General features: G+C 66.9%; 19 protein-coding genes. 11 read left to right on the top strand and 8 right to left on the bottom strand.

What is annotated here, in order from left to right; all coding sequences use genetic code 11:
* Positions 1 to 85 precede the first annotated feature (85 nt).
* From AC5P67_RS03890 to AC5P67_RS03905, 4 genes are all read right to left on the bottom strand, one after another.
* On the bottom strand, positions 86 to 3,166 hold the full coding sequence (locus tag AC5P67_RS03890) for a TonB-dependent receptor (RefSeq protein ID WP_024956628.1): 3,081 nt from the start codon (positions 3,164 to 3,166) through the stop codon (positions 86 to 88).
* 76 nt (positions 3,167 to 3,242) lie between these two features.
* A complete protein-coding gene (locus AC5P67_RS03895) occupies positions 3,243 to 4,280 on the bottom strand; it encodes a LacI family DNA-binding transcriptional regulator (protein ID WP_012480808.1) in 1,038 nt (345 codons plus the stop codon).
* 149 nt (positions 4,281 to 4,429) lie between these two features.
* Complete coding sequence (locus tag AC5P67_RS03900; protein ID WP_032963317.1) at positions 4,430 to 4,681, bottom strand: BolA family protein; 252 nt, start codon at positions 4,679 to 4,681, stop codon at positions 4,430 to 4,432.
* Positions 4,682 to 4,701: 20 nt separating this feature from the next.
* Positions 4,702 to 5,001, bottom strand: coding sequence for a YciI family protein (locus AC5P67_RS03905; RefSeq protein WP_495214303.1), 300 nt, complete (start codon positions 4,999 to 5,001; stop codon positions 4,702 to 4,704).
* Between the two features lie 374 nt (positions 5,002 to 5,375).
* Between AC5P67_RS03905 and AC5P67_RS03910 the strand changes: the two genes are divergently transcribed.
* Genes AC5P67_RS03910 through AC5P67_RS03920 form a run of 3 tightly spaced genes read left to right on the top strand, consistent with a single transcriptional unit; the run spans position 5,376 to position 8,791 of the window.
* On the top strand, positions 5,376 to 6,281 hold the full coding sequence (locus AC5P67_RS03910) for a segregation and condensation protein A (RefSeq protein WP_495214304.1): 906 nt from the start codon (positions 5,376 to 5,378) through the stop codon (positions 6,279 to 6,281).
* Between the two features lie 13 nt (positions 6,282 to 6,294).
* Positions 6,295 to 7,170, top strand: a complete 876-nt coding sequence (scpB, locus tag AC5P67_RS03915) for an SMC-Scp complex subunit ScpB (protein WP_495214306.1) — start codon at positions 6,295 to 6,297, stop codon at positions 7,168 to 7,170.
* The gene (locus AC5P67_RS03920) at positions 7,163 to 8,791 is read left to right on the top strand and encodes a pseudouridine synthase (protein WP_005413982.1); all 1,629 of its coding nucleotides are present in this window, start codon (positions 7,163 to 7,165) and stop codon (positions 8,789 to 8,791) included. Before scpB ends, AC5P67_RS03920 begins: the two co-directional genes overlap by 8 nt.
* 116 nt (positions 8,792 to 8,907) lie before the next feature.
* On the opposite strand, the gene AC5P67_RS03925 is transcribed toward AC5P67_RS03920, so the two are convergent.
* Entirely contained in the window at positions 8,908 to 9,696 is a 789-nt protein-coding gene (locus tag AC5P67_RS03925; RefSeq protein ID WP_012480810.1) for an AraC family transcriptional regulator, read from the bottom strand.
* A 90-nt stretch (positions 9,697 to 9,786) separates the two neighbouring features.
* On the opposite strand from AC5P67_RS03925, the gene AC5P67_RS03930 reads away from it, so the two are divergent.
* Entirely contained in the window at positions 9,787 to 10,914 is a 1,128-nt protein-coding gene (locus tag AC5P67_RS03930; RefSeq protein ID WP_062607427.1) for an MFS transporter, read from the top strand.
* 95 nt (positions 10,915 to 11,009) lie between these two features.
* Positions 11,010 to 11,303: a hypothetical protein gene (locus AC5P67_RS03935; protein WP_495214308.1), complete on the top strand. Its 294-nt coding sequence runs from the start codon at positions 11,010 to 11,012 to the stop codon at positions 11,301 to 11,303.
* On the opposite strand, the gene AC5P67_RS03940 is transcribed toward AC5P67_RS03935, so the two are convergent.
* The 3 genes from AC5P67_RS03940 to AC5P67_RS03950 all read right to left on the bottom strand — a co-directional run bounded on the left by AC5P67_RS03940 (position 11,290) and on the right by AC5P67_RS03950 (position 13,796).
* Positions 11,290 to 11,724: a hypothetical protein gene (locus AC5P67_RS03940; RefSeq protein ID WP_005410336.1), complete on the bottom strand. Its 435-nt coding sequence runs from the start codon at positions 11,722 to 11,724 to the stop codon at positions 11,290 to 11,292. The two genes, AC5P67_RS03935 and AC5P67_RS03940, sit on opposite strands and share 14 nt — an antisense overlap.
* Before the next feature lie 103 nt (positions 11,725 to 11,827).
* Entirely contained in the window at positions 11,828 to 12,634 is an 807-nt protein-coding gene (locus tag AC5P67_RS03945) for an amidohydrolase (RefSeq protein ID WP_012480813.1), read from the bottom strand.
* Between the two features lie 13 nt (positions 12,635 to 12,647).
* A complete protein-coding gene (locus AC5P67_RS03950; RefSeq protein WP_005410338.1) occupies positions 12,648 to 13,796 on the bottom strand; it encodes a pyridoxal phosphate-dependent aminotransferase in 1,149 nt (382 codons plus the stop codon).
* A 247-nt stretch (positions 13,797 to 14,043) separates the two neighbouring features.
* Between AC5P67_RS03950 and ccmA the strand changes: the two genes are divergently transcribed.
* From ccmA to AC5P67_RS03980, 6 genes are read left to right on the top strand one after another with little or no spacing between them, the layout of a single operon-like run.
* Entirely contained in the window at positions 14,044 to 14,613 is a 570-nt protein-coding gene (ccmA, locus tag AC5P67_RS03955; protein ID WP_407625789.1) for a heme ABC exporter ATP-binding protein CcmA, read from the top strand.
* Positions 14,610 to 15,305: a heme exporter protein CcmB gene (gene ccmB, locus AC5P67_RS03960; protein WP_099561747.1), complete on the top strand. Its 696-nt coding sequence runs from the start codon at positions 14,610 to 14,612 to the stop codon at positions 15,303 to 15,305. The genes ccmA and ccmB overlap by 4 nt, the downstream gene beginning before the upstream one ends.
* A gap of 43 nt (positions 15,306 to 15,348) precedes the next feature.
* A complete protein-coding gene (ccmC, locus tag AC5P67_RS03965; protein WP_005410341.1) occupies positions 15,349 to 16,119 on the top strand; it encodes a heme ABC transporter permease CcmC in 771 nt (256 codons plus the stop codon).
* Entirely contained in the window at positions 16,116 to 16,304 is a 189-nt protein-coding gene (gene ccmD / locus AC5P67_RS03970) for a heme exporter protein CcmD (RefSeq protein WP_005413988.1), read from the top strand. The genes ccmC and ccmD overlap by 4 nt, the downstream gene beginning before the upstream one ends.
* Positions 16,301 to 16,762, top strand: coding sequence for a cytochrome c maturation protein CcmE (ccmE, locus tag AC5P67_RS03975; protein ID WP_005410343.1), 462 nt, complete (start codon positions 16,301 to 16,303; stop codon positions 16,760 to 16,762). Before ccmD ends, ccmE begins: the two co-directional genes overlap by 4 nt.
* The gene (locus AC5P67_RS03980) at positions 16,763 to 18,682 is read left to right on the top strand and encodes a heme lyase CcmF/NrfE family subunit (RefSeq protein ID WP_241880187.1); all 1,920 of its coding nucleotides are present in this window, start codon (positions 16,763 to 16,765) and stop codon (positions 18,680 to 18,682) included.
* Positions 18,683 to 18,686 lie beyond the last annotated feature (4 nt).

Below are 18,686 nucleotides of genomic sequence, written 5' to 3' on the forward strand. Positions count from 1 at the left end.
CCGGCACAGGGCCGGCCATTGCCGTTTTCACGCGACCGATGCCGCCGGCGGAGCGGCGGCATCGGGGCCATGCATCCATCCGGGCTTAGAAGCGGAAGCCCACTTCGGCCTTGACCTGGCGCGGCGTACCGACGATGTCGCCGGTCTCGTTGTAGCTCACCAGCAGCTTGCCGTCGCTCTTCACGTAGTTCAGGTTGGAGAAGTTGTCAAAGTTGAGCACGTTGATGATGTCGATACGCGCATACAACTCGGTATCGCCGGCCAGCTTGAAGGTCTTGGTCGCCTGCAGGTCAAGCGACCGGTAGCCGAAGATCTTGCCGCCGAGCAGGAAGCGGCCATTGCCCCCCGGGTAGCCGGCGGCCGGGGTCGGCAGGCAGTTCGGGTTGCCGGCCTGTGCCACGCAGGACCAGTCGTTGCCCGCCACCGGGGTGGCCAAGGTCAGCTTGCCACCGAAGGTGATGCCCCAAAAGCCATCGTAGGAGCCCGTGACCACCAGACGGTGGCGCGGCGCGCCGTTGGACTTGATGTATGGGTATTCGCCGATGGTGCCGCGATCGAACGAGTAGTGCTCGTCAATGTTGCGGTTGTGGCGCGCAGTGGTCCAGGTATAGGCAATTGAGGTACCCCAGCCGCTTTCCTTGGTGTACGGCTTCTGCGCCGACAGCAGGATCTGGGTAGCGCGGGTCTTGATGCCCTGCTGGCCAATGATCAGGCTGCCGAAGCCGGGGATGTTGCAACCCCACGGTTGGCCGTAGGTTGGCTTTTCGGCACCACACAGCATCTGGTTGTCGAAGAAGTTGCCGTTGCGGAAGCGATTGCCCAAAGTGTAGGCGAAGCCATCATAGGTCAGCGTGCGCGAGATGGTGGCGTCGGTCAGCCACTCCCCGATCTGGTTGCTCATGCCCAGACTGAACTGGTCCGCGTAGGGCACCTTCAAGTTGTTGTTGAGCAGGTCCACTTCCAGGCCTTCGTTGCTGGTACTGCCCAGCAGGGCCTGCACGTTGCCAATGCCATTAAGCAGGTTCGGGTTCCAGTCGAAGCACGGGTTCTGCCCGTACAGGCAGGCTCCGCTGCGCGGGTCGCGGAAGTACACGGTCGGCTGCGGCAGGGCCAGCTTGGTGGTTTCCAACGCCAGGTAATCGAAAAGATCACGGTCGTAGGAACGACCGGCGCCACCATGGATCACATGCTGCTCGTCGGCATTGATGTCATACGAGAAGCCCAGCCGCGGCTGCCAGGCATCCTTGAATGCCTTGCGGTTGTGGCCGTTACTGATGTAGTCGTTGATGTTCAGGCCGCTCAACGCGAGCGTCTGCGCGTAGCTCTGCCCGGCCGGGCCATGCGGATCCTGCGCATTGAGCGCGCTGACCACTTCCGGCGGAGTCACGAAGTCCAGGTAGGTCGGGTTCTTCTCGTAGTCCCAACGCAGGCCCAGGTTCAACTGCAGGTGGTCGTTGACCTGCCAGTCGTCCTGAATGAACAAGCCGATCTGCGTGGTCTTCGAGCGTACTTCCGGCAACACGCCACTGACCCCAGTAATCGGCTTGGTGAATTGCGCCTTGTACGGCGTATCAATGCCGAATTCCGGGTTGCCCACGGTGTAGTAGAACTGCGGGTTGATCTGCTGCGCGTCGGAGGCGTACAGATTGATCTTCTTGTACTTGGCGCCCATCTTGATGGTGTGGTCGCCAGCCCACTCCAAGCCGTCCAGGGTCAGGTTGTCTTCGATCGACCAGCCCTTCTGGCCCTTCACCTGCGAGGCGAAGGCGCTGGCACCACCGATTTCCACAATGGTGCGTTCCTGCGGAGTGTTGCCGTCGATGTCACGGCCGTCCGGCGCGGTGTACACGTAGCCGTTGCCCAGAGTCAGCGGCAGCGGGTTGTTGAACGACTTCTCGTGGGTGACCATCAGCTCGTTGTAGAAGCGCTCACCGCTGTGATTCCAGCGCAGCGCGAAACGACGGTCTGTGTTGTCAGTGACCTTGCCATGTTCCTTGGAGGTCTGGTCACTGAACTGCTGCTGGTTCTCGTCACGATCCTGGACTGTGAACTCGATGCGGTCGTTGTCGGTCGGCTCGACGTCGATCTTGGCGAAGATCAGGTCCTGCTTGAACGGCTGGCTGGCCGGGCCCAGGCCGGCGGCGGCCGCCGCCGGCAGCTGCGAGGCAGCGCTGGTGACCGCGCCATTCGGGGCAATGGTCACTGGCAGATCGAAACGCTTGGCTTCGTAGGTCACGAAGAAGTGGGCCTTGTCCTTGATGATCGGGCCGCCCAGCGCGAAGCCGTATTCCTTCTCCGCCGATTCTTCCTTGCTCTTTCCCGGCTGGCGTTCGGCCGGGGTCATCGCACGCATATTGTCGTTGGTGTAACGATAGAAGGTCTCGCCCTTGAACTCGTTTGTACCCGACTTGGTCGCGGCGGTGATCGCGGCGCTGGACACCTGGCCGTACTCGGCCTTGTAGTTGCCGGTGATGACCTTGTACTCGCCGATGGCCAGCTGCGGGAACGGGTTACCGGCACTGCCGGACTGGCCGGCCACGCCGCCGCCCTTGACGTAGCTCTTCTGGCCCACGCCGTCGATGTAGACGTTGGTGCCGTCAGCGTTGGTCGCGCCGCCGCGCAGCGAGGTGTTGCCCTTGGCGTCGCGGGTGAAGATCATGCCCGGCACCGCGTCGGCGAACTCCAGGAAGTTGCGCGAGACCTGCGGGGTGGTCTGGATCTGCTGCAGGCTGACGGTCTTGCCGACTTCGGACGTGCGCACTTCCTGCAGCAGGGTCGGCGCGACGACGTTGACAGTGTCCAGGTTGGTGGCTGCGGTCGTACCCGGGGTGCTGCTGGCAGCGCCGGCAAAGTTCAGGGTAGCGGTCGAGGCCACGGTGACGGTGACCTTCTGCGACTGGCCGTTGGCGACCACATCATAGGTGCCCGGGTCCAGGCCCATCAGCGAGTAGCTTCCATCGGCACGGACGGTACCGCGACGGACGGTGCCGGTGGCCACGTTGGTGGCGGTCACCTCGGCGCCGGCCTGCGCGCCGGAAACCTGGCCGCGCAGGCTGGCATTGGCCGACTGCGCCATGACGTTCGGAGCAGCAGCCAGCATCAGGCAGCTGACCAGTGCGGTGCTCAGCAGCCGGCGTGCCGGCGTGCGGAAGGTGGTGTGCATCATCAACTCAATCTCCGGGTGGCGGTAACCGCTTGCGCGGTCCCTGCGATCAATCAAAAAAGAAGGAACGCCTCCGGCTTCAACGGCCGGATGGCGGAGTGGTGGAATCGCGAACTATCAAGCGGGGAACCAGGGTCTGCTTGTCCCCTGTCCCATCCGTGGAGGTGCCGTCCATCAACTGCATCAGGCGCGTCATGGCCCGATCGCCGAGTTCGGCGATGCTGACCTGCATGGTGGTCAGCGACGGGTGGACGAAACGCGCCAGTGGAATGTCATCGAAACCGGCCAGGGCGACGTCGGACGGAACGTGGACACCTGCCTGCGTGAACGCATACAGGCAACCCAGCGCCATCATGTCGTTGGCGGCGAACACGGCATCAGGCAGCGCTCCGGCTGCCAACAACTCCTGACCGGCGCGATGGCCGGAAGCTTCGTCGAAATCACCGGGCAGCTCGATGCCTTCGGCGTCACTGCCGAAAGCCGCCAACGCGTCACGGAAGCCACGCAGGCGCTCGCGCGCGTCGAAGTTGAGGTCCGGGCCAGAAATGAAAGCGATACGGCGGTGACCCGCGTCAAGCAGATGGCGGGTCATCGCCATCGCACCGGCATGGTCATCGATGCTCAGCACCGGGTGGTCCTGCCCGGGCAGATAGGTGTTGATCAACACCGTTGGCAACGACTGCGGCAGGTTGTCGGTCAGGAATCCCGGGCTCTCCGCGTAGGGCGAGAGCACCAGCAGGCCGTCGACGCGGCCGCGCATGGCGCGCAGGGCCGCGCCCTGCTGCTCCTGGTCACCGTGGTAACTGGACACCAGCAGGTGCTGGCGGCGGTTGCGGGCGACGTTGTCGATGCCGCGCATCAGCTCGGAGAAGAATTCGCCGTACAGGTCAGGCAGTACCACGCCCACCGTATTGGTGCGACGGCTGCTGAGGCTGCGGGCGGCGGCGTGCGGGGTGTAACGCAGCCGTGCAGCCACCTCCAGCACAAGCTGGCGGACCGGTTCGGCGACATTTTCATGCCCGTTGAGCGCGCGGGAAACCGTGGCCACGGAGACCCGGGCTTCGCGAGCGACGTCTTTGATTGTGATAGCTGCCTTGTTCACGAAGCCGCCCTCCACGGCTTGGACCTACCAGCATTGGCGCGGAATGTAAGCGTTTCCATCTGGGCTTGTAAACAGTCCGTTAGGCGAATGTCCTGAAATGGACATGGAAATCTGTCTGTGGCGGGCCCGCTGACGGACCCGCCAGGACAGTGTGGGACAAGGGCTCAGCCCTGTTCTGACGGGGTCAATGCACGAATGGACAGCGCGTGGATGTCGGTCTCCATCATCGCGCCCAGCGCGGCATAGACCGCGCGATGCCGGGCCAGTGGACCCAGTCCGGCGAAGCGTTCACTGACCACATGCACGTTGAAATGACCGCGGCCATCGCGCGCACCGGCGTGGCCTGCATGACGATGACTGTCGTCTTCGATTTCCAGCACGCTCGGGGCCAGCGCCTGCTGCAGTGCGTCACGCATCCGCTCGATCCGCTCCGCGTTCACGGCAGGACCTTGCGGAACGGACGCACCTGTACATGGGTGTAGACGCCCGCGGCTACGTAAGGGTCGGCATCAGCCCAGGCCTGGGCCTGCACGAGCGACTCGAACTGCGCGATCACCACCGAACCACTGAAGCCGGCCGGGCCCGGGTCCTCGCTGTCTACTGCCGGGCACGGTCCGGCCAGCAGCAGGCGGCCTTCGTCGCGCAGCGCGTACAGGCGCGCCAGGTGTTCCGGACGTGCCTGCAGTCGCTGTGCCAGCACGTCCTGGCCGTCATAGCCTTCCATCACATACCACACGGCATTTCCTCGCTTGCGTTGTCGGGTGCGCAGATTCTAGCCAATGCCGCCCTCGCCCCAGCCCGGCTGGACACTGGCGCGACAAAGGCTTACCCTAGACACCATTGCACGTGGCTGGATGCAGCAGCCCGTCGGTTTCTGTGGCCAACGCAGCCCCCGACGACCGTCCCGCTGCTTCGAACCGGACCACCTGGCCGGGCCACGTAGACGACCTCCCCGTAGTTCCGTCGCTGCCGTTTCCTGCGGCGCGTCCTGCTGTTTGATATGTGTGGAATCGCGCCGATCCCGGCGTGTCTGGTGCCGTGGGGCGCCGTGGCGTTGGCCCGGTGAACCCGCTGCCGCGACTGGTCCGATGCAATCCTGATGTCCATTAGATGACTTCCGAACTCGCGCTCGACGCGAACCCGCCAACCCGGCCGCCCGCCCCCCAGCAGCAGGAAATGCCGCTGGCCGTGGTGCATGGGCAACCGGTCCTGCAGATTCCGCAGGACCTGTACATCCCGCCGGACGCGCTGGAAGTCATCCTGGATGCCTTCGAAGGCCCGCTGGACCTGCTGTTGTACCTGATCCGCCGCCAGAACCTGGACGTACTGGACATTCCCGTGGCCGAGATCACCCGGCAGTACGTGGAATACATCACCGTGATGCGCGAGCTGCGCTTCGAGCTGGCCGCCGAGTACCTGGTCATGGCCGCGATCCTGGCCGAGGTGAAGTCGCGCATGCTGCTGCCGCGCCCGGTCAGCGAGGAAGGCGATGAGGCCGACCCGCGCGCCGAACTGGTGCGCCGCCTGCAGGAGTACGAACGCTTCAAGCAGGCCGCCGAGGACATCGACGCCCTGCCCCGCCAGGACCGCGACACCACGGTGGTACACGCCTTCATGCCCGAACGTGCTGCGGTGAAGCTGCCGCCGCCGGTGGACCTGAAGGAAATGCTGCTGGCCCTGCACGACGTGCTCAAGCGCGCCGAGCTGTTCAGTGGCCACGCCATCAAGCGCGAGGCGCTGAGCGTGCGGCAACGCATGGGCGAAGTGCTGGGCCGGCTTGAAGATGGCAAGTTCTACCGTTTTGAAGGGCTGTTCACCGCAGAAGAAGGCAAGCTGGGCGTGCTGGTCACGTTCCTGGCGGTGCTGGAACTGGCCAAGGAACAGCTGCTGGACATCGTCCAGGAAGAGCCGCTGGCGCCGATCTACGTGAAGTCCCTGGCCGCCGGCAACACCAATGCCCCGCTGCAGTTCAGCAGCGAGTTCGACGACAACGACGCCGCCAACGAGAACGAGTGAGCGCTGACTGCCGATGGACCAAACGCTGATCAACCGCATTGTCGAGGGTGCCCTGCTGGCCTCCAGCCAGCCGCTCACTCTGGCCCAGCTGAAAGACCTGTTCCCGGAAGAGGAGCCGGCACCGCCGGGCAGCATCGAACGTGCGCTTGAGCGCCTGCGCGAAGCCTGCGAAGGCCGTGGCGTGGAACTGGTCGAGGTCGCCTCCGGCTTCCGCTACCAGGTGACCGGCGAAGTGCATGGCTGGATCAGCCGGCTGTGGACCGAACGCAAGACCCGCTATACCCGTGCCACCCTGGAAACCCTGGCGCTGATCGCCTACCGGCAGCCGATCACCCGTGGCGAGATCGAGCAGGTGCGCGGCGTGGCGGTCAGCAGCAACATCATCCAGGCGCTGGAGGAACGCGAGTGGATCCGCGTGGTCGGCCACCGCGACGTGCCCGGCAAGCCTGCCCTGTTCGGCACCACCAAGGGCTTCCTGGACTACTTCGGCCTGAAGCGCCTGGACGAGTTGCCGCCGCTGTCGGAACTGAAGGACCTGGGCGAGCTGGAACCCCAGCTGGCCCTGGACCGCGACGCACCGGCCGCCGCCAGTGCCGAGGGTCCGGACATTTCAGCTGGCGCCGATGGCGCTGCTGCCAACGATAACGCCGGCCTGGCCGGCAGCGCCCCCCCCGATTCCGCCGACGCAGCGTCTGCGTCGGCTTCCGATGAGCAAGCACCTTCGCCCCTTGATGATGGGCACCCCGATTCCGCGCCGGGCGAGCGCGCGGTGCCCCTGAACGAACGCGAAGACAACGCCGTCGCGATGACGACCGTGGCTGTTGACCAAGCCGATTCCGAACCAGAGGCCGACCCCGAAACCGTCGGCCGGAGCAAAACTGATGAGTGACACCCCCCGTAACAAGCTCTCGCTCAAGCGCGAAGCCACCTCCGAACAGTTCAAGCTGGAAGAGCGCCTGCACAAGGTGCTGGCCCAGGCCGGCCTGGGTTCGCGCCGCGCGCTGGAACAGCGCATCGCCGAAGGCCTGGTCAAGGTCAACGGTGAAGTCGCGCAGACCGGCATGTCGGTCAAGAGCGGCGACAAGATCGAGCTGGATGGCCGCGGCTTCGTCGCCACCGCCCTGGCCGAACCGTCGCGCGTGCTGGTCTACAACAAGCCGGAAGGCGAAGTGACCACCCGCGAAGACCCCGAAGGCCGCCCGACCGTGTTCGAATCGCTGCCGCCGCTGAAGGGCGCGCGCTGGATCGCCATCGGCCGCCTGGACATCAACACCACCGGCCTGCTGCTGGCCACCACCGACGGTGAACTGGCCAACGCCATGATGCACCCGTCGTTCGAGGTCGAGCGCGAGTACGTGGTGCGCGTGCGCGCCCCGGAAGGCGAGGAGAAGGTCTCCGACGCCATCGTCGACCGCCTCGCACGCGGCGTGGCACTGGAGGACGGCCCTGCCAAGTTCGACGAGATCGAACGCATCGGCGGCACCGACTCGCACGACTGGTTCCGCGTCGTGGTGAAGGAAGGCCGCAACCGCGAAGTGCGCCGCCTGTGGGAGTCGCAGGGCTGCCAGGTCAGCCGCCTGAAGCGCACCCGCTACGGCAAGGTGAGCCTGCCGCGCGAACTGGCCCGTGGCCATTCGGTGGAACTGGGCACCGCCCAGGTTGAAGCCCTGCGTGCGCAGCTGAAGCTGGAAGAAGGCGCGCCGTCGGCTCTGACCCTGCAGCCGGTGATCGGCCAGCGCCGCGCCGCCAAGACCACCGTGCGCGTGCGCGAAGGTGGCCGTGGCAATGCCTACGTCAACGGCCATAACACCGCAGACGAAGGCCGCGAGCTGCGTCGCTTCGACAACGTCCGCGAAGACCGCGGCCGTGGCCGCGGCGGCAAGGGCGGCGGTTTCAAGGGTGGCCTGACGGTCAGCGGTGAAGCAGCAGCCAAGCAGTCGCAGAAGCCGTTCAAGCAGCGCACCCAGAAGAATGACCGTTCGCTGCCGGAAGGCAACCCGGCCGCGTTCCGCACCTGGTACGTGCCGGATGGCGTGAGCACGGGCCCGAGCGGCCATCGCAATGCCGGTCCGGGCGCGCGCGGCCCGGGTGCCCGTGGTCCGGGCGCAGGCGGCCAGGGCCGTCCGTACGGCAAGCCGAAGGGTCCGGGCGCCGGTGGCGGACAGGGCCGTGGCGGTTTCGGCGGTGAAGGCCGTGGCGGCGCAGGCGGCCAGGGTCGTCCGGCCGGTGCCGGCAACCGCTCGCAGGGCCAGGGCAACAAGCACCCGTATGGTCATCCGGGCAATGCCCCGAGCTTCCCGTCCGACCACGCCACGCCGGGCTTCAACCCGTATGGCAGCCCCAAGCCGGCGCAGGGCGCCCGTCCGGGCGGTCGCGGGCCGGGTGGTGGCAACCGTGGTCCGGGCGGCAATCGCGGCCCCGGCGGTCCGGGTGGCAACCGTGGCCCGGGTGGCCCCGGCGGCAACCGCGGTCCGGGCGGCCCGCGCCGCAGCGGCCCGCGCGGCGGCTGATCACCGGCACGCCTGAAATGAAAAACCCCGGCGCAGGCCGGGGTTTTTCGTTGAAAAGGGGACGGAGGGGATTAAGTCGTTTTTGCCACGGCCTGTATCAAAGGGGCGAAAGCGACTTAATCCCCTCCGTCCCCTTTTGCGTGGCGCTGGAACGCGGCGGGTGTGGTGCCGGTCATGCCGCGGAAGAAGGCGATGAACGGGCTCTCGGCGGAGAAGCCGGTGTCCTGCGCCACGTGCGCCACGCGTTGGCCCAGCAGCAGCAACTCCATGGCCCGCATCAGTCGCCATTGCTGGCGCCAGGCCTGGTAGCTCATGCCGGTATCACGCTGCATCAACCGGCCGACGGTACGCGCGCTCAGGCCCGTGCGCGCGGCCAGCTCCCCCAGTTCGGGCGGCAGCTGCTCGGCCACCGGGAGGCACCGTGCGATCCGCGGATCACGAGGCAGAGGCAGGTCCATCGGTGCCACCGGTGCAGCAGCGATCTCCAGCACGCACAACGCCAGTTGATGGCGTGCGCGCGGCGACTGCCAGTCATGGTCGAACGGCGCCTGCGCGATCGGCTCCAGCAAGGCCTGCAGCAGCGGCCCCACGCCGATGATCGCCGGCTGCCGGGGCAGTTGGGCCGACAGCGTGGCGTCGAAGTACAACGAACGGTAGTCGACCGCCTGGCGCATCTGCGCGCGATGGCGCAGCCCACCCGGAATCCACGCGGCGCGCGCGGGCGGCAGCAGGCTGATGCGATCACCGTAGGTCAGGCGCGTGCAGCCCTGCCGGGTGTACAGCAGCTGCGCGCGTGCATGCTGGTGCCAACCCGAGTCGTGATCCGCCAGTGAGGCTGCAATCCCCAGCACCGGAGCGCTCCAGGCATCGGCGTCGAAGTGCGCGTGCGGCTGCAACCAGGCCATGTCTGATTTCATACATTCGATGACAAGATAGACAGAGTGCGCCATTGCGGACGCGACCACAATGCGGGGCCCTGTTCCTGGAGCGCCCGCATGTCGCGCCGCCTGTTGTTGCTCACCATTGCACTGCTGATGTTCCCGCAGTTGGCACAGACCCTGTACAGCCCGGCCCTGGCCGATCTGGCCGAACGCTTCGCCCTGCCGCCGAGTGCCGCCAGCCAGGCCATGAGCCTGTACCTGTTCGGCTTCGCTGCAGGCGTGCTGCTGTGGGGGCGCCTGGCCGATCGTATCGGTCGTCGCCCTGCCCTGCTATGCGGCCTGGCCGTGTTCGCACTGGCCGCCTGCGGCGGCCTGCTGGCCAGCACCTTCGGCCAGGTCCTGCTGGCACAGGCACTGGCCGCGCTGGGTGCGGCGGCGGCCTCGGTGGTAACCCAGACCGTACTACGCGACCACCTGCAGGGACCCGCGTTGGCGCAGGCATTCTCCTGGATCGGCATGGCCCTGGCCCTGAGCCCGGCCATCGGCCTTGCACTGGGCACGCTGCTGGTCGCCGCCCATGGCTATGTCGGCGTACAGTCCGGCCTGCTGCTGATCGCTGCCCTGCTGGCAGTCGCATGCCTGGCGGGCCTGCGCGAAAGCCGCCCTGCACAGATCCCGCACGCGCCCATGCTGCCACTGCTGCGGGAACTGCTGCGCGATCGCTGGATCTGGTCACACGCGTTGCTGGTGATGGCCTTCAACGTGGCGATGTACAGCTGGTATGTGCTCGGCCCCTTCGTGTTTGCGCGCCTGCACTGGCCAGCCACCTGGTTCGGCGCCAGCGGCGCGGTGCTGGCACTGGGCTCGGCACTGGGCGCGTGGGGCAATGGCCGCCTGCTGCGTGCAGGCGTTGCCGCAACCACGCGTATCCGCATCGCCGCAGTACTGGTTCTGACGGGAGGCCTGCTGGCCGCGCTGCTGCATGATCACCCTGCCCTGATCGCGGCGATGGTGCCGGTGGTGACGGGCTTCGGCCTTGCCATTCCCAATGTGCTCGGCCAGGCCCTGCGCGGCTATCCACACTGTCTCGGCAGCGCAGGCGCGCTGTTCGGCCTGCTCTACTACCTGTTGATCGGTGCGGCAATGGCGCTGGTCGGTGCAGTGCAGATGCTGGCACCGACCGTTATCGCGTGTGGCCTGCTGGCCTTGTGGCTGCAACGGCGGCGTCCCGCTGCAGCCTAGGAATTGCTGCAAAAGCAGCGCACTGTGCTGGCCTTCCGGGAACGGCTTTGATTCCCCGGCTATCGTGCGCGCGCTCCCACACAAGGCAGATGCCCATGATCACCATCACCGCCGAACAGGCCCGCGCCAACGTCGATGCCGCCAAGCGCCCGATCGAACTGTTCTACCGCGATCTCGACAACGCCATCCAGATCGGCTCGGAAAATGGCCGCCGCTACATCGTGTTCGGCTTCAGCCAGGTGATGGCCAGCGAGCAGCTCTTCGAAGACGTGGTCGCACAGCTGCTGAAGAATGGTTTCGGTGTCGAACGGTTGTTGAGCGATTCCGAACAGCACTACATCCGCATCAGCTGGGGAACTGCCGCGCCGTCGCGCCTCAGCGCCGGCTGAGGGTGAACGCGGTGCCGTCCACGCCCAGATCCCAGCCCTTGCCGGTACCGGACAGGGCCAGCGAGATGTCGCCCTTGGTCATCACCTGCGCGTTGCTGGACTTCACCGCACCGGCATGCGCGCCCACCGAGGCGTAAGTACCCAGCAGCTCGTTGACGCTGACTGCGCCGGTGAAGCTGCCACGTCCGTTGGTGATCTTCGACTTGCCCACGGTCAGGCCGCCGCCCTTCATCTGGATGCGCACCGGCATGCTGGCGCCATTGCTGCAGGTGACCGTGCCATTGCCGGATGCAGTCTTGTAGATCAGCGACCAGCCAGAGAGGTTGTAGCGCAGCTCACAGTCGAGGTTGCCAGCGGCGTGCGCGGCCGGGGCCAGCGATGCGGCAGACAGGGCAAGCAGCAGGGCGAAGGGCTTGTTCATGGCAGGACTTCCAGTTCGGTCGGACTGCCGGCGAATCTAGCAGCGCGCGCGTGCACGCTGGATGCAGGCGCACGCGCTGGTGCAGCAGTGTTCAGGCCGGTGCTCAGGCCTGTTCGTCCAGGTGGAAGGCATCGGCATCGAGCATCGCCGGGAAACGCGCGCGGTGTGCGGCCAGCGCCTCGGCCGAGATGGTGGTGGTGACCACCTGTTCGCGCTCGCGGATCTCCACCTGCGGCTGGCCGAGGAAATCCAGCACCGCGCTGTCGCCTGCGTAGTGCAGCCCGTTGCCATCGACACCGACGCGGTTCACCGCTGCCACGAAGCACAGGTTCTCGATCGCCCGCGCACGCAGCAGCGTCTTCCACGCATAGGCGCGTGCCGACGGCCAGTTGGCGACGAAGATCTGCAGGTCGAAATCCAGCTGCTGCGGACGCTCCACGTTGTAGCGGTTGCGGCAGAACACCGGGAAACGCAGGTCGTAGCAGACCTGCGGATTGATCCGCCAGCCCTTCCATTCCACGCTCAGGCGGTCGCGACCGGCGGCATAGCGCTCGTGCTCGCCGCCGTAACGGAACAGGTGGCGCTTGTCGTAGTACTGCAGGTCGCCATCGGGCGTGGCGAACAGCAGGCGGTTGTAGACGCCCTCGCCGTCGCGCAGCTGCACGCTGCCGATCACCGCCGCGTTCAAGGTCCTGGCCTGTTCGCGCACCCAGGCCACGGTCGGGCCGTCCATGCCTTCGGCCTGGGCAATGGCGTCGTTGGAGAAACCACTGGTGAAGGTCTCCGGCAGGATCACCAGGTCAGTGGTGCCGGCCAGCGGTGCGAGCAGCGCGCCGTAGTAGGCGCGGTTGCCGGCCGGATCGTGCCAGCGGGTGTCGCCCTGGACGAGGGAAATGCGCAGGTCCTGCATGTTCAAGCCTCGCTCAGAGCAGGCGCAGGCGTTCGATCGCCGCGTCCATCGTTGCTTCATTCTTGGCAAAGCACAGGCGCACCAGGCGCTGGCCGGCCGGCGGGTTTTCGTAGAACGGCGACAGCGGGATCGCGGTCACGCCCTTCTCGATGGTCAGCCACTTCACGAACTCATGGTCCGGCAGGTCGCTGATGGCCGAGTAGTCGACCAGCTGGAAGTAGCCGCCGGGGACCGGCAGCGCCTTCAGGCGGGTGCCGGCCAGCTGCTCGCGGAAACGGTCGCGCTTGGCCTGGTAGAACGCGCCCAGCTCCAGGTGGTGTTCGGGTTCGTCGCGGATCATCGCGGCGAAGCCGTACTGCGCCGGGCCGAAGCTGGTGAAGGTGTTGTACTGGTGCACCTTGCGGAACTCGGCGGTCAGTGCCGGCGGTGCGATCGCATAGCCGATCTTCCAGCCGGTGCAGTGATAGGTCTTGCCGAAGCTGGAGATGACGAACGCGCGCTCGCGCAGTTCCGGGTAGCGCAGCGCCGATTCATGGCGGCGGCCGTCGTAGATGATGTGTTCGTACACCTCATCGGAGATCAGGTAGATCTGCGTGCCACGCAGCAGCTCGGCCAGTGCCTGCATGTCCTGCGCCGACAGCATCGCGCCGGACGGGTTGTGCGGGGTGTTGACGATCAGCATGCGGGTGCGCGGGGTGATCGCCGCACGCACGCGGTCCCAGTCGACCGCGAAGGTCTGCGGATCCAGCGACACATGCACGGCCTTGGCACCGGCCAGGTCGATCGCCGGTTCATAGCAGTCATACGCCGGGTCGAGCACGATCACTTCCTCGCCGGCACGCACCACGGCGTGGATGGCGTTGAAGATGGCCTCGGTACCGCCACTGGTGACGGTGATCTCGCTGTCCGCATCGACCTGCGCGCCGTAGCAGTCCAGCGCCTTCTGCGCGATGGCCTGGCGCAGCGGCGCCACGCCGGTCATCGGCGGGTACTGGTTCAGCCCGGCGGCCATCGCCCTGGCGGTCTCGTCGATCAGGCGCTGCGGCGCCGAAAAGTCCGGAAAACCCTGGCCCAGGTTGACTGCGCCGTGTTCGGCGGCGAGCTGGGACATCACGGTGAAGATCGTGGTACCGACCTTGGGCAGCTTGGTGTTCGGTTGCATCGGCCTGGGCTGTGGGGGAACAGGCCTGCGAGTTTACGCAATCCGCGCGTCGGTAGTGCCGGCCGCTGGCCGGCACCCCTGGGACGATCTGCGGCGCCGGGTCGCATCTGCCGGCCAGCGGCCGGCACTACCATCGGCATTCACCGCTACAATTGCCATCGCACTCCGGCATGAAGACCCCTGCCCCTTGAACACCCCTGCATTGCTGGCCGCCAGCGGCCTGAGCTTCTCCCGCAATGACGAGCCGGTGTTCGGCCCGCTGGACTTCCATGTGGACGCCGGCGAAGCCCTGCTGGTGCAGGGCGGCAATGGCGCCGGCAAGACCACCCTGCTGCGCGTGCTGGCCGGCCTGGCCCGGCCCGGCGCCGGCCAGGTGCGGATCGACGGCAAGCCGGCGAACAATGCCGAACGTGCACGCTACGTGGCCTACCTCAGCCATCTGCCGGCCCTGAAGCCAGACCTGGACACGCTGGAGAACCTGCACTTCCTGTGCGGCCTGCATGGACGGCGTGCGCGGCAGATGCCCGGCAACGCGCTGGCCATCGTGGGCCTGGCCGGTTATGAAGACACCCTCGTTCGGCATCTGTCCGCCGGGCAGAAGCGGCGGCTGGCACTGGCACGCATCTGGCTGTCGCCGGCGCCGCTGTGGCTGCTGGACGAGCCCTATGCCAACCTCGACCTGGAGGGCATCACCCTGGTCAACCGCATGATCTCGGCGCACCTGCGTGCCGGCGGCGCTGCGCTGGTCACCACCCATGGCGCCTACGCCGCACCGCCGGTGCGTACCCGCCAGCTCGACCTCGGCGGTGCCGCATGATCGCGCCGGGTACCGAACCAGGCCTGTGGCAGACCGCAGGCGCCCTGCTCAAGCGCGACCTGCGCCTGCTCTGGCGCCGCCGCGGCGATGCGCTGCAACCACTGCTGTTCGCGGTGCTGGTAGTGGTGCTGTTCGCGCTGGCCCAAGGCCGCGAACCACAGCTGCTGGCCGCCACCGCCGGCGCGGTGCTGTGGCTGGCCGTGCTGCTGGCGGGACAGCTGTCGCTGGATTCACTGTTCCGTTCCGACGCCGAAGATGGCTCGCTGGAACAGTGGCTACTGGCGCCGGTGCCGCTGGCCTGGCTGGTGCTGGTGCGCGTGCTCCTGCACTGGGCGACCACTGCGCTGCCGCTGATCTTTGTCAGCCCGCTGTTGGCCGAAATGCTGCATCTGCCGCATGACCAGCTGCCGATGTTGCTGGCATCGTTGCTGCTGGGAACGCCGTTGCTGAGCCTGATCGGTGGCGTGGTCGCCGCACTGACCGTTGGCATCCGACGCTCTGGTATTCTCGTGGCGCTGCTGTCGCTGCCGCTGTACGTGCCGGTGCTTGTGTTCGGCGCCGGCAGTCTGGCGGCAGCCGGACGCGGGCAGGATCCGGTCGGTGCGCTGCTGATGCTGGGCGCCGGCCTGCTGCTCGCGCTGGTGCTGGCTCCGCTGGCCACTGCCGCTGCAATACGTATTTCTCTGAGTTGACCGAGCTGAGAGCCAATCCACCCCTGCTGGATAGCCGCCACGCATGAATCCGATTGTCCGCTGGTTCCACCAACTCGGTTCGCCTCCCACGTTCGACCGTTTCGCTGCCCGCTGGTCGCGGGTGTTCTACCTCGCGGCGGTGCCGGTGCTGCTGGTCGGCATGTGGCAGGCGCTGCTGGTGGTGCCGCCGGAAGCCAAGCAGCTGGACAGCTTCCGCATCCTTTACATCCACGTGCCCAGTGCCTGGATGAGCCTGTTCGTATTCGCGCTGATGGCGCTGTATGCCGCCATCGCGCTGATCTGGCGGATCAAGGTCTGCGAGATCCTGGCCATGGCCTGCGCGCCGATGGGCGCCGGTTTCACCCTGATCACCCTGCTGACCGGCAGCATCTGGGGCAAGGGCACCTGGGGCACCTGGTGGGACTGGGACCCGCGCATGACCAGCGAGCTGGTGCTGCTGTTCCTGTACCTGGGCGTGATCGGCCTCTACCACGCCATCGAGGACCGCCGCAGCGCCGCACGTGCGGCGGGACTGCTGGCCATCGTCGGCGTCAGCCTGCTGCCGGTGATCCGCTATTCGGTGGACTGGTGGGGCGGCCTGCATCAGCGCCAGTCGATCAACGTGTTCGGTGAATCGGCGATCAGCAGCGCGATGATCGCGCCGCTGTGGTGGATGGTGATCGGCACCAAGTTCTGGTTCGCCGGTTCGGTGCTGGCCAAGGCCCGCGCCGACAATCTCGACCGCGAGGCCGGCAAGGCCTGGGTCGGTGGACGCGTCGGTGCCGAACGCCCGGTCCGGGAGGCCCAGCCATGACCCACCTTCCCTATGTGATCGGCGCCTACGCCGTGTTCGTGCTGGTGCTCGGCGCCGACGCCATCGGTTCGTGGCTGCGCCTGCGCGTGGCACGCCGGCTGGCACTGGCCCGCCAGCAGCGTCAGCAGACCCGCGCCGGCAGGCAGGACGCAGCTGTGCCGCTGTCGACGGAGCTGGAACGATGACCCCGGTACAGCGTCGCCGCTTGGCATGGGTGCTGCTGGCCCTGCTCGCCTCCGGCCTGGCCACTGCGCTGGTGGCGATGGCACTGGAGCGCAACATTGCCTACCTGTACACGCCTTCGGAAGTGCTGCGCGGTGATGTCGATGCGCAGTCGCGCTTCCGCTTGGGCGGCATGGTGGTGAAGGGCTCTTTCAATCGGCCGGTCGGCTCGCTGGAAGCACGTTTCGAAGTGACCGACGGCGACGCGCAGCTGGCAGTGACCACCTCGCGGATCCTGCCGGACATGTTCGCCGAAGGCACGGCGGTGGTCGCTAGCGGCCGCCTGCAGGACGGCACCTTCGTCGCCGACGAAGTGCTGGCCAAGCACGATGAGAAGTACGTGCCGAAGGAAGTGGCCGACAAGATGGGCGATGCCCACCGCAAGCACGATGTGCCGGTGACGGCCCCCGAGGTGCGCTGAGTGCTGCCCGAACTGGGTCAGATCCTGCTGATGTGCGCATTGCTGGCCTCGCTGCTGCAGGCCGGCCTGCCGCTGGTCGGCGCACATCGCAACAACACGGCATGGATGGCGGTCGCACGGCCAGCCGCGTTCGCGCAGCTGCTGCTGCTCGCCGGCGCGTTCGCGGTGCTGACCGCCGCGTTCGTGCAGCAGGATTTCTCAGTGCGCTACGTGGCCGAGAACTCCAATTCGCTGCTGCCGATGATCTACCGCTATTCGGCGGTCTGGGGCGCGCATGAAGGCTCACTGCTGATGTGGGCGCTGGTGCTGGCATTGTGGACCGGCGCGGTGGCGCTGTTCTCCCGGCACCTGCCGGCACCGGTGCAGGCGCGTGTACTGGCGGTGATGGGCATCGTCAGCGTCGGCTTCCTCGCCTTCCTGATCTTCACTTCCAACCCGTTCCTGCGCCTGAACCCGGCGCCGCTGGAAGGACGCGATCTCAACCCACTGCTGCAGGACCCGGGGCTGATCATCCATCCACCGATGCTGTACATCGGTTACGTGGGTTTCGCCGTTCCGTTCGCATTCGCGGTGGCGGCGCTGCTGGAAGGTCGCGTGGATGCGCGCTGGCTGCGCTGGACGCGGCCGTGGACGAACGTCGCGTGGGGCTTCCTGACCCTGGGCATCGCGCTGGGCAGCTGGTGGGCCTACTACGAGCTGGGCTGGGGTGGCTGGTGGTTCTGGGACCCGGTGGAAAATGCCAGCTTCATGCCCTGGCTGGTCGGCGCGGCACTGATCCATTCGCAGGCGGTCACTGAGAAGCGCGGCACCTTCGGCAGCTGGACCCTGCTGCTGGCGATCGCCGCCTTCGCGCTGTCGCTGCTGGGCACCTTCCTGGTGCGCTCCGGTGTGCTGACCAGCGTGCATTCGTTCGCTGCCGATCCCTCGCGCGGCCTGTTCATCCTGGTGTTCCTGTCGGTGCTGGTCGGCGGCAGCCTGCTGCTGTACGCGCTGCGCGCCAGCCAGCTGAGCGTGGATGCCGACGACCCGCGCCGTGGTTTCACCGCCACCTCGCGCGAGACCCTGCTGCTGGCCAACAACCTGCTGCTGGCCACGGCCTGCGCGATGGTGCTGCTCGGCACGCTGTATCCGTTGCTGGCCGATGCGCTGTCGCTGGGCAAGATCTCGGTCGGCCCGCCCTACTTCGGCAGCCTGTTCCTGCTGCTGATGGCGCCAATGATCCTGCTGCTGCCGTTCGGCCCACTGGTGAAATGGCAGCATGACCAGCCCTCGCGCGCCTTCGCGCTGCTGGCACCGTGGCTGGGCCTGGCGCTGCTGCTGGGCGCGATGGCCTGGTGGCAGGCGCCGCAGAACGGCTGGAAGGCCGGCATCGGCGTGGCCGCTGCGGCCTGGGTCGCACTCGGTACCGCACGCTTCGTCTGGCAGCGACTGCGCGGCAACGGCCGCTTCACCGCCGAAATGCTCGGCATGATCGTTGCCCACGCCGGCATCGCCGTGTTCCTGGCCGGCGCGCTGCTGGTGGAAGCCTTGAACGTGCAGCGCGAAGTGGCGCTGGCCCCGGGTCAGCAGCTGGTGGTCGGTCGCTACGAAGTGCGCTTCGAGGGCGTGGACCATCGCGAAGGCCCCAATTTCATCGCCGACCGCGGTCACCTGCGGGTGTTCCGCGACGGCCGCGAACTGGCCCTGCTGCACCCGGAGAAGCGCCAGTACGCCAGCGGCGGCCAAGTGATGACCGAGGCCGGCATCGATGCACGCTTCGACGGCGATGTCTACGTGGCATTGGGCGAGCCGCTGGGCAACAATGCATGGGCGGTACGGGTGCACATCAAGCCGTTCGTGCGCTGGATCTGGCTGGGCGCGCTGCTGATGGCCCTGGGCGGATTCATCGCCGCCGCCGACCGCCGTTTCCGTCGTCCGTAGGAGT

The sequence above is a fragment of the Stenotrophomonas sp. YJH_SMC_21 genome (assembly GCF_059369555.1).